At 68.3% G+C, this 11,167-nt stretch carries 9 protein-coding genes; 2 read left to right on the top strand and 7 right to left on the bottom strand.

The annotated features are described in order from the left end of the window. Nucleotides 1-1,620 (top strand): cellulose binding domain-containing protein (locus AC1DYX_RS07365; protein ID WP_477257818.1); only part of this gene is annotated, 1,620 nt, incomplete at its 5' end. 109 nt (nucleotides 1,621-1,729) lie between these two features. Here AC1DYX_RS07365 and AC1DYX_RS07360 read toward each other — a convergent pair. The 5 genes from AC1DYX_RS07360 to AC1DYX_RS07340 all read right to left on the bottom strand — a co-directional run bounded on the left by AC1DYX_RS07360 (nucleotide 1,730) and on the right by AC1DYX_RS07340 (nucleotide 7,484). Then, nucleotides 1,730-2,695, bottom strand: coding sequence for a M14 family metallopeptidase (locus AC1DYX_RS07360; RefSeq protein WP_477257816.1), 966 nt, complete (start codon nucleotides 2,693-2,695; stop codon nucleotides 1,730-1,732). Beyond that, on the bottom strand, nucleotides 2,692-4,173 hold the full coding sequence (locus AC1DYX_RS07355; protein ID WP_477257814.1) for an NAD-dependent succinate-semialdehyde dehydrogenase: 1,482 nt from the start codon (nucleotides 4,171-4,173) through the stop codon (nucleotides 2,692-2,694). Before AC1DYX_RS07355 ends, AC1DYX_RS07360 begins: the two co-directional genes overlap by 4 nt. A gap of 37 nt (nucleotides 4,174-4,210) precedes the next feature. Continuing rightward, a complete protein-coding gene (locus AC1DYX_RS07350; RefSeq protein ID WP_477257812.1) occupies nucleotides 4,211-5,302 on the bottom strand; it encodes a tartrate dehydrogenase in 1,092 nt (363 codons plus the stop codon). Nucleotides 5,303-5,493: 191 nt separating this feature from the next. After that, nucleotides 5,494-5,988, bottom strand: coding sequence for an Lrp/AsnC family transcriptional regulator (locus tag AC1DYX_RS07345; protein ID WP_477257822.1), 495 nt, complete (start codon nucleotides 5,986-5,988; stop codon nucleotides 5,494-5,496). 119 nt (nucleotides 5,989-6,107) lie between these two features. Beyond that, nucleotides 6,108-7,484, bottom strand: coding sequence for an aminotransferase class III-fold pyridoxal phosphate-dependent enzyme (locus AC1DYX_RS07340; RefSeq protein WP_477257810.1), 1,377 nt, complete (start codon nucleotides 7,482-7,484; stop codon nucleotides 6,108-6,110). Nucleotides 7,485-7,673: 189 nt separating this feature from the next. Between AC1DYX_RS07340 and AC1DYX_RS07335 the strand changes: the two genes are divergently transcribed. After that, the gene (locus AC1DYX_RS07335) at nucleotides 7,674-9,218 is read left to right on the top strand and encodes a methyl-accepting chemotaxis protein (protein WP_477257808.1); all 1,545 of its coding nucleotides are present in this window, start codon (nucleotides 7,674-7,676) and stop codon (nucleotides 9,216-9,218) included. Between the two features lie 3 nt (nucleotides 9,219-9,221). Here the strand turns inward: AC1DYX_RS07335 and AC1DYX_RS07330 are convergent, their stop codons facing one another. Next, nucleotides 9,222-10,073 (bottom strand): GNAT family N-acetyltransferase, encoded by an 852-nt coding sequence (locus AC1DYX_RS07330; RefSeq protein WP_477257806.1) that lies wholly within the window; start codon nucleotides 10,071-10,073, stop codon nucleotides 9,222-9,224. A gap of 126 nt (nucleotides 10,074-10,199) precedes the next feature. Further along, complete coding sequence (locus AC1DYX_RS07325; protein WP_477257803.1) at nucleotides 10,200-11,063, bottom strand: GNAT family N-acetyltransferase; 864 nt, start codon at nucleotides 11,061-11,063, stop codon at nucleotides 10,200-10,202. Nucleotides 11,064-11,167: the final 104 nt, after the last annotated feature.

Below are 11,167 nucleotides of genomic sequence, written 5' to 3'. Positions count from 1 at the left end.
ATCACCAACCAGGGCACGGAGACGCTGCATGGCTGGCAGGTGACCTGGACCTACAGCGACGGCTCGTATGTGTCGGGCAACGCGTGGAACGGGGTCGTGACGGGCACCAAGCCGACGTTCACGGGTTCGGACGGCGGTGGCTGGAACAAGGACATCGCTCCAGGCGGGACGGCCTCGTTCGGCTTCGTCTTCGCAGGCCAGGACGCAATGAACGCGAATATCCCGACAGTGACCGGCGACATCTGCATCGGCAGTGATCCGACCAACGGTTCTGACATACCGGGCGGCGGCGACGGCGCGCCGTCGGGTACGTCCGTCCTTGGCGTGCCGGCCAGCCTGAAAGTCCAGGAAGGCTTGACCGCCGCCTTCCTTCTCCCCAAGGCAACCCTGGCCACCGGGCGCACCGCGACGTGGTCGATCTCCGGCCTTGACGCGCCGCTCTTCAAGATCGATCCCGCGACCGGCGCTCTGTCGTTCCGGCAGGCGCCGGACACCGCGCATCCCGCCGACGCCGACGCCCACAACGACTATGACCTCATCGTGCAGGTCAGCGATGGCCAGGGCAGCACGCAGGAGGCCCCGCTGAAGGTGCTGGTGCGGCCGTGGAACGACGGCGGCGCGGCCGGCCTGCCGTTGCCGCTCGTGGCGCGCGAGGTGGCCAAGCCCGCCGGCACCACGGGACAGCCGGGGCTGCGCGTGATCGACTGGGCCGGCTTCAAGGCCGCGATGTCCTATACCTTCGACGACTCGCAGCCGTCGCAGATCGATCACTACCCGGAGCTGAAGTCGCAGCGCGTCCGCGCCACTTACTACATCATGCCCGCGGCCAACTGGTATCCCAACTTCGACGCGACCTGGAAGGACGCCGTCGCCCAGGGTTCGGAAATCGGCAACCACACCACGCACCACTGCAAGGCCGCGGAGCTGAGCGACAACGATCCCAACACTTGCCCGCAAGGCCTTGGCAGTGCCGGGGCCGAGTTCGACGACACCAACGACTACATCCGCACGAAGATCGGACAGTCCGCGGTCTGGACCACCGCCTACCCGTTCGGGGACGTGGACTACAAACCGGCGGCCACATCGCGCTTCATGGTGGCGCGCGGCGTGTGGCCGGGCGTGGTCGCGCCCGGCACCGGCAGCGATCTGATGAACCTGCCGCTTGCCCAGGTTCCCGGGGATGCCACGGAGAACGGCCATCCCGTGTCTTCGTTCAACACCGCCGTGGACAACGCCCTGGGCCAGGGCAAGTGGATGATCTATCTGTTCCACACGGTGTTGCCCGCCCCCACGCAGAACTGGGGCGGGGGCGAGGACATCGGCGTGATCACGGGTAACATGAGCTATGCCAAATCGTTCGGCACGATGTGGATCGACAGCGTCGTCAACATCGGCGCCTACTGGCGCGGCCAGCAGTTGCTGCAGGCGGCAACGCCCGCTACCCTCGGCGGCGTGACGACGTGGACATGGACGCTGCCGGCCAACTTCCCGTCGGGCCGCAAGCTGCGTGTCACGGTGAATGGCGGCACGCTGACGCAGAACGGCGTGCCGCTGAGCTGGAATTCCCGCGGCTACTATGAGGTGTCGCTGGATGCGCAATCGCTGAGCTGGACGCAGTAATCGTTCTTCCACAGGCTGATGCGGTCGAACTGACCGCCGCGTTTCCCGGATTGACCGCTGCGGCGCCGGGCAGGCGCCGCAGCGGGATGTCGACCAACACCGGCCGCCGCTACGCCTCCAGCCGTCCCAGCCGCACGACGGTCACGCCGGGCCGCAGCTGGCGCAGCGACGGCATCACCAGCACGCAGTCCGGATACGGCGTCGCGACGGGCGCGCCATCGCTCCACGCGATGACCGTGCCGGCATCGGCGAAGGTCTCCAGCCCGGTGAAGTCTTGCGCGAAGCGGAAGTCCATGCTGTGCGCCACCACCGGTTCCGTCACGCGCACGGTGCGCGTGACGGGCGGCAGGGGCTGGGTCCAGGCGGCGGGCACGTCGTCCAGCCCGATGATGCCGTGCAGGGCCAGGAAGCGCGCGGTGACGTCGCGCGCGACGTCCACGGCCGCCGCTTCCCAGTGCTGGCCGCATTCGACCAGCAGTGCGTTCTTCGGGCTGTCCGGATCGGCGAACGCGCCGTAGTCGCGTATGCGCCGGCCCTCCGGATGGCCTTCGTCGCGGATGATCCACGCGGGCGTGCCGAGCGCACGCGCCAGTTCGGTGCCCTTGTCCGCCACGCCCGCGACCGCGAGCGGCGCGCTGCGCTCGTGCATCGAGTGCAGGTCGAGCAGCATGTCGACCGTGTCGATCAGCGGCCGCATCGCGCGGGCGCGGCGCAGTTCGGACGAGTCGCGCGCCGGGTCGTCCAGGATGGCGGCCGTCCAGACGCGGTTGAAGTCCTGGTCGACGAAGCGCGCGGCGTCGGGCCGGGCCGGATCGAATGCGCGGTAGGCCTCGACGTTGGCGAAGGCCAGCGTCAGCTTGCCGCGGCGCGGCCGCACGCCGAGGTCCAGCAGGTCCTTCACGGCGATGGCGCCGCACACCTCGTTGCCGTGCGTGAGCGCGTTCACCATCACGTGCGGACCCGGTACGCCGCTGTCGAACGTGTGCACGTACGGGATTCCGGTATTGCTCTCGGCATAAGGCGTGATGTCCGGGAACGCGAGTTCGATCGGATAGGCCTGCAGCGGGGCGTTCATGCGAGGCCGCCCTGGCACAGATATTTCGTCTGCATGTAGTCGTCCAGGCCGTGGCGCGAACCTTCGCGGCCATAGCCCGATTCCTTGACGCCGCCGAACGGTGCCGCCTCAGACGCCAGCACGCCCTCGTTGATGCCCACGAGGCCCGATTGCAGCTGCTCCGACACGCGCCAGACGCGGGCGATGTCGCGCGTATAGAAATACGTGGCGAGGCCGTAGGGCGTATCGTTGGCCGCGCGCAGGACGTCCTTCTCGTCGCGGAAGCGGAACAGCGGCACGACCGGGCCGAACGTCTCTTCGCCGGCCAGTTCCATGTCGGCGTCGGCGTCGGCCAGCACGGTGGGCGCGTAGTAATGCGGGCCGTCGGCGACATCGTCGCGCACGCGCCGGCCGCCCGTCAGCACGCGCGCGCCGCGCGCGACCGCGTCCTGCACGTGGGCCTCGATCTTGTCCACGGCGCGCGCATTGATCATCGGGCCGATCTGCGCGTCGGCGCTGGTGGCCGGGCCGATGCGCAGCGCCTTCACGCGTGCCGTCAGCTTGTCGGAGAACGCGTCGTAGACGGCATCCTGCACATAGATCCGGTTCGGGGACACGCAGGTCTGTCCGCCGTTGCGGAACTTGGCCGCCATCAGGCCGTCGACGGCGGCATCGAGGTCGGCGTCGTCGAACACGATGAACGGTGCGTTGCCGCCCAGTTCCAGCGACAACCGCTTCAGCGTGGTCGCCGATTCGCGCGCCAGGTATTTGCCCACGGCCGTCGATCCCGTGAAGGTGACCTTGCGCACGCGCGGATCGATCAGCCAGGCGTCGACCACGTCCTTCACGGATTCGCGCGACGCCGTCACGATGTTCAGCACGCCCGGCGGGACGCCCGCTTCCTCGGCCAGCTTGACGAGTGCCAGCGCCGTCAGCGGCGTGTCTTCCGCCGGCTTGGCGACGACGGTGCAGCCGGCCGCGAGGGCCGGGGCGATCTTGCGGGCGATCATCGCCAGCGGGAAGTTCCATGGCGTGATCGCAGCGACGACGCCCACCGGTTCCCGCGTCACCATCAGCTTGCGGCCGCGGACCTGTTCGGGAATGATGTCGCCATAGGTCCGCACGGCTTCTTCCGCGAACCATTCGATGTACGATGCGCCGTAGGCCACTTCGCCGCGGCCTTCCGCCAGCGGCTTGCCCTGTTCGCGCGAGATGATCTTCGCCAGGTCGTCCGCATGCGCGACGATCAGCGCGTGCCAGCGCTTGAGGATGCGCGCGCGGTCGCGGGCGGGCAGGGTGCGCCAGCCTTCGAAGGCATGGTGCGCGGCGGTGACCGCGAGGCGGGCGTCGGCCGCGCTGCTGTCCGGCACGCTGGCGAAGACGGTGCCGGTGGCCGGGTCGATGACGTCGAGGTGGCGGCCATCCAGGCTGTCGCGCCAGGTGCCGTCGATGTAGTTCTGCTGCAGCAGCAGGTCGGTGCGGTTGAGTGTCAGAGACATGATCAGCGTTCCTTTCTGTTCTGTGAATGGTTGAAAATCAGGCGCCGCGTTCCACGGCCGCTGCGATGGCCTTGCCCATGCCGGTGGTCGAGGCGGCGCCGCCCAGGTCCGGCGTGCACGGGCCGTCGCGCAGCACTTGCTGGATCGCGGCCAGGATCGCGTCGTGCGCCTGGCGCCCCGCGGTGCCGCTCTCGTCGAGGAAATCGAGCATCATGGCGCCGGACCAGATCATGCCGATCGGGTTGGCGATGTTCTTGCCGTAGATGTCCGGCGCCGAGCCGTGGACCGGTTCGAACAGCGACGGGAAGGCGCGCTCCGGGTTCAGGTTCGCGGACGGCGCCAGGCCCAGCGTGCCCGTGCAGGCGGGGCCGAGGTCGGACAGGATGTCGCCGAACAGGTTGGAGGCAACCACCACGTCGAAGCGTTGCGGCTGCAGCACGAAGCGGGCGGACAGGATGTCGATGTGTTGCTTGTCCCAGGCCACGTCCGGATAGGCGGCCGCCGTGCTTGCTGCGCGTCCGTCCCACCAGGGCATGCTGACGGCGATGCCGTTGCTCTTGGTGGCCACCGTCACATGCTTGCGTTCCCGCTGGCGGGCCAGTTCGAACGCGAATTTCAGCACGCGGTCGGTGCCGTGGCGCGAGAACACGGATTGCTGCATGACGACCTCGCGGTCCGTGCCCTCGTACATGATGCCGCCCACGGACGAGTATTCGCCTTCCGTGTTCTCGCGCACGATCATGAAGTCGATGTCGCCCGGCCTGCGGCCCGCGAGCGGGCAGGGCACGCCGTCGAACAGGCGCGCGGGGCGCAGGTTGATGTACTGGTCGAATTCGCGCCGGAACTTCAGCAGCGAGCCCCACAGTGACACGTGGTCGGGCACGACGTCCGGCCAGCCGGCGGCGCCGAAATAGATCGCGTCCATGCCGGCCAGCCGCGCCTTCCAGTCGTCCGGCATCATCCTGCCGTGGGCCGCGTACCAGTCGCAGCTGGCCCACTCGATGTGGGTGTATTGGAGGTCGATGCCGAAGCGGCGGGCGGCCGCGTCGAGCACGCGCAGGCCTTCGGGCATRACTTCCTTGCCGATGCCGTCGCCGGGGATGACGGCGATTTTGAATGATTGCTTCATCGCGAGGTTCCGTCCTTGTAGATAAAAACACGGTGCAGGATCCGGAGCGCCGGTGCGCTCCGCGATGCTGAACAAGTGGATTTATCTTAGCCCCGGGACCCTGGCGGGAAACTGCATAGAGCGGGCGGCAATCGGCACAAAGCGTGTTTTTTCGGGCGCGCGCGGCATATCATGCGGCGCGCCCTGCGCGCTCATTCGTGCGGGGAGAACAGCTTCTCGATGGGGTAGTGGTTCTTGATGAACGGCGACTTGATGACGATGTAGCTGAAGTATTTCTCGATGCTGACGCTGCGCTCCAGCACCTCTTCCATGATCGTCTGGTAATGGACCACGCTGCGCGTGACGAACTTCAGCAGATAGTCGAAACCGCCGCTGACGAGGTGGCATTCGACCACTTCGTCGATCTTGCGGATGGCGGTTTCGAACTTGATGAAATCCTCGCGCCGGTGGTCCGACAGCGTCACCTGCGTGAACACGAGCTGCGTGGTGCCCAGCTTTTCCATCTGCACGTGGGCGCCGTAGCCGGCGATGAAGCCGGCTTTTTCCAGCCGCTTCACGCGGATCAGGCAGGGGCTGGGCGACAGGCCGACGGCATCGGCCAGATCCACGTTCGTGATCCGGCCATTGGCCTGTAGATGGGCGAGGATCCGGATGTCGATCCGGTCCAGCTTTAGCGCGTCAGGCATCATCGGTGGCCGCTCCAGTAAGTCTTGCAATGATTAACTTCATATTAACCGCATGCTACCCCTTCCGGATAATGAAATTTTCCAATCGCAATTAATAGATTTTATCAATCGCATCAGCATTATTTGATAGCCCGGCGTACGTCCGGCTGGTCGAGCACGTCGTCCAGCGTCTTTTTCAGGCGCGCGAACAGCAGTTCGAAGTCGCTCGTGCGGTAGCACAGCGCAGGGGCGAAGCCGAGGATGTTGTCGGCGAACGCGCGGAACACGACCCGGTTGCGGTAGGCGGCCTCGAAGATGCGGTCGCTGAGTTTCAGTTCCGGATCGAAGCGGGCCTTCGTTGCCTTGTCGGCAACGAGTTCGAGGGCGCCCAGCAGGCCGCGGCTGCGCGCGTCGCCCACCAGCGGGTGGGACAGCAGGCCGCGCAGGCCTTCCTCGAAATGCGGTGCCTGGGCGATGCCGTTGGCCAGCAGGCCGCCTTCGTGATACAGCCGGATCACTTCCAGCGCGACGGCGGCGCTGACCGGGTGCGCGGAATACGTGTGGCCGTGGCCGACCGGCATGCCCGGCACGCCGTCGGCGATGCCGGCATAGACTCCCTCCGACATCAGCACGGCGCCCATCGGCGCATAGCCGGCGGTCAGGCCCTTTGCCACCGTCATCAGGTCCGGTTCCACGCCTTCCGCCTCGCACGCGAACAGCGGGCCGGTGCGGCCGAAGCCCGTGATGACCTCGTCCACGACGAACAGGATGCCCAGTGCACGGCAGGTGTCCTGCATCGCCTTCAGCCAGCCCCTGGGCGGCACGATCACGCCGCCCGAGCCCTGCACCGGTTCGCAGAAGAAGGCCGCCACGTTGTCCGCGCCCAGCGCCTGCACCTTGGCGCGCAGAGCGTCGACCGAGGCGCGGATGATCGCGTCGGCGTCCGGGCCGGCCTCGTTGCGGTACGGGTAGGGTGACGGGATCGTGTGCTGGGTGGGCAGCGGGACGTCGAAGTTGCGGTGGAACGCCGCGATGGCCGTCAGGCCCGAGCCCTGCGCCGACGAGCCGTGGTAGCCGCGCTCCAGCGAGATGAACTGCTTCTTGTGCGGGCGGCCCGTGGAATTGTAGTAGTGCGTGATGAAGCGGATCGCCGAATCCACGGCGTCCGAGCCGCCCAGCGTGAAGTACACGTGGCGCAGGGAGGCGGGCGCCAGCTCGACGAGGGTTGCCGCCAGGCGGATCGCCGGCTCCGAGCCGAAGTGAAAATAGCCCGTGGCGTACGGCAGCTTGCGCATCTGTTCGGTGGCCGCCTGGACGATGCTCTCGTGGCCATAGCCGACGTTGACGCACCAGAGGCCGGAAAACGCGTCCAGCAATTCATTGCCCTGCGCATCGCGCAGGTACGCGCCTTGTCCCGATTCGAGGATGGCGACGCCGCGCTGCTCATGGGTGCGGAAGTTGACGACGGGGTGGATCAGGTGATCGCGGTCCAGCGCGGTCAGGAGCGTGTTTTGCATGATGGTGTCCGGTTGGTTGATGACGCCCTTATGGTAGTCAGGGGCGCGTAGCGGTAGCTCGCGCAGACGCCCCGCAAAATCAACGGAAATTGCGAATTGCGGTCCGATTCGGCATTTTGTGCTGCAACCCCGGTGACATACTCGGCGCTCCCCAACATCACCCTGGTCCGAGGAGAACAAGCCGTGAACATGACCATCCGATCCCGCCTCATCATCATGATTTCCTTCCTGTCCCTGATTGCCGCCGGCAGCGGCATGCTGGGACTGCATGGCATGCGCTCTGCCAACGACGGGCTGAAGACCGTCTACGAAGACCGCGCCCTCGTGCTGGAGCGCGTCGCCCGCATCGATGCACTGCTGCTGCAGAACCGCCTGTCTCTCGCGCTCGCGATCACCGATCCGATGGTGGACATCAAGGCGGAAGCGGCGCGCATGGAAACCAGTGCCGCCGACATCGACCGGACCTGGGCCGCCTGCGCCGCGCTGGCGCAGCTGCCCGCGGAAAGACGCGTTGCCGCCGCGTTCGGCGCCGCCTGGGCGAAGCTGCGCACGGAGGCCCTGCAGCCGGCAGTCGCCGCCCTGCGCAACGGCGACGTGGAGGCGGCGAAGACCGCGCAGGACCGCATGCGCACGTTGGGCGACGCCGCGGCACAAGGCATCGCGGCCGTGCGCCGCATGCAGGTGGAGGCGGCCGGGCGCGAATACGACGCCTCCGTCCTGCGCTATGCGTCGCTGCGCAATGGCATGGTGGTCGTCATCGCGGCCGGCACGCTGGCGACCGCGCTGTTCGGCTGGTTCCTGATCCGCGCCATCTACCGGGAACTGGGCGGTGAGCCGGCGCATGCGGCCGACATCGTGCGCCGCATCGCGGCCGGCGACCTCAGCGAGCAGGTCGCCGTGCGKGCGGGCGACGAGCGCAGCCTGCTGGCCGCCATGCAGGCGATGCAGGGCAACCTGACCGGGACCATCGGACGGATCAACCGGGCCGCGCATGCGATCAGTGCCGCGTCCACGCAGGCCGCCGCCGGCAGCCGCGACCTGCGTGCCCAGGCCGAGCGGCAGGTGGCGTCGCTGCAGGACACGGCGGCGTCGATGGAAGCGATGGCGGCGACCGTGCAGCAGAGCGCCGCGGATGCGCTGGACGCGAACCGGCTGGCCGCCGGCGCCTCGGCGACGGCGCGGCAGGGCGGCGCCGTGGTGGCCGAGGCGGTGGGCAGGATGGCATCGGTGCACGCGGCGGCGCGACGCATCGTCGACATCATCGGGGTGATCGACGGTATCGCGTTCCAGACCAGCATCCTGGCGTTGAACGCGGCGGTGGAGGCGGCACGCGCGGGCGAGCAGGGCCGCGGATTCGCCGTCGTCGCCGGCGAAGTGCGCGGGCTGGCGCAGCGTGCGGCGGAAGCGGCACGGGAAGTCAAGGCGCTGATCGACGACTCGGTCGGCCAGATCGACGCCGGCGCGCACTTCGTCAACCAGGCGGGCGACACGATGAACGAGATCATGGCCAGCGTCGGCCGCGTGGCGCAGATCGTCAGCGGCATCGCCGTCGCCAGCGAACGGCAGGCCGCCGACATCGATGCGATCAACCGCGCCATCGGCAGCATCGACCTCGTCACGCAGCGTAACGCCGAACTGGTGGACGATGTCGCCGGCGTCTCGGCCTCGCTGCACGAGCAGGCGGTGCAGCTCGACGAGCTGGTGACCGTCTTTAGACTGGAAAAATCCGCCTGACCGTCAGCAAAGCGCCTGGTTGACGATGGCAAACTGCTGCAGGGCCGCGTCGTGGCGCGGCTCGCCGTTGCGAGCCATTGCGACGCCGGTATCGACCTGCGCGAGCCCGGCCTGTTCCAGCCATGGCCCCATATCGGCGGCGCCGTTCACGTCGATGCGCACGAAGGTGCCCGCGTAGGCGCCGGACCAGAACGCGACCAGCGCGCGGGCGCCGTCGGCGTCGGGCGCCACCAGCGGGCCGATCGCATGGCCGCGCCCGAAGCGGCGCGTGATGGAAAAGCCGGTCACGACGCCATCGCGCGTCAGCACGGCCGCTTCGCCCACCTGGGCCAGGTGCCGCACGATCGCGTCGCGCGACCGGCCGGTGGCGCGGTTCGCAAGGTCGATCAGGGCGCCGAGTTCTTCCGGTTCCGCCAGGCGGACGTCGCCTGCGCCGGCCGGCGGCGCGATGGTCTGCATCGTACCCTGGTGCTGCAGGATCGTGCCCGTGGCCGCGAAGCCGAGGCGCTCGTACAGCGGCTGGCCGGCCGGGGTGGCGATGAGCAGGGTCTGACGTGTCCCCGTCTCCTGCAACACGCGCTGCATCAGTTCGCGGCCGATGCCGCGGCCCTGGTGGGTGGCCGCGACGATCACCATGCCCAGCGAGGCCTGGTGTTCGCCCTGTGCCCACCACAGCGCGGTGCCGACGACCGCGCCGTGTTCTTCCGCGGMGAAGCCGGTGCCCAGGCGCACGACGGCCTGCCAGTCCTCGATTCGGTGCGGCCAGCGCACGGCCTGCGTCAGCGCGTGCGCGGCGGGAATATCGTCCTCGTGGATGGGACGGTAGATGATGGTGTCGGTGGTGGGAATGTTCATGGCAGTGTCCTTGTTCGGGTAGGGTGGGCACCCCCGTGCCCACGCGAACGTATGCGGTTCGCTGGCGTCACGCGTGGGCACGGGGTGCCCACCCTACGTACCCGCATAGCGTGCGTATCACCTCGTTCAGCCCAGCGACTGGCTGAGCAGCGCGAAGCGCTTGACGGCCGGGTCGGTGCCCGGCATGTCGCCGCGCACCATCACGTGCACGGTCGCCTCGACCTGCACGAGGGCCATGTCGGTCAGCCAGGGAGAGAGGCCGCTCGTGCCGGGCACGTCGACCCGGACGAAGGCGCCGGCCTGCGTGCCGGCCCAGTGCGCGATCAGCGCCTTCGCGCGCGCGGCATCGGGCGCCACGACGGGGCCGATCACATAGCCATGACCGAACTTGCGCAGCGCGGCGAAGCCGGTCAGGTCGCCGTACTGGTCGATCGCGACGATGTCCGCCACGTCCATCAGGTGGCGCAGCACGGTGGCGCGCGACATGCCGACGGCGCGCCGCGACAGGTCGGCCAGCGCCGCCTCGTCGCGCGGGCCGACGGGGCGGATGCGCTCGCCCGCGCCCAGCGGCACGAACGGCGCGCGGAACACGCTGCCCTGGTGCTGGTGCACCCAGCCCGTCTGCACGAAGCCGAAACCTTCGCAGAACGGCACGCCGCGCGCCGTGGCGTGCAGGAAGATCGAGCGGTCGCCCACTTCCCGCAGGATGCGCGCCATGAGTTCGTGGCCGATGCCCTTGTCCTGGTGTTCGGGCGCGACGATCATCATGCCCAGCGACGCGTAGTCCGCGCCGTGGACCCAGCACATCATGGTGCCGATGACGCCGGAAGCGTCTTCCGCGACGATGCCCGAGCCCAGCGCGTGGATGAATGCCCAGTCTTCCAGCCGGTGCGGCCACAGCACGGACAGCGACAGCCGATGGGCCGCCGGCAGGTCTTCCGCGGTCATCCGGCGGTACTGGATGGTGCTGTTGGACTTCTGAATTTTCATGTTTGCCTCCTCGATGTCGCGTCATCTTGCCACACGCGGCACGCGTTTGCGACGGGGTAAACGCAATTCGAAACGACCTGCCGCCAGGCGCGCCAGAACCACAG

Source organism: Massilia sp. P2_C2 (assembly GCF_056404615.1).
The sequence above is the reverse complement of the archived record's forward strand: the minus strand, read 5'-3'. Positions and strand labels throughout refer to the sequence as shown.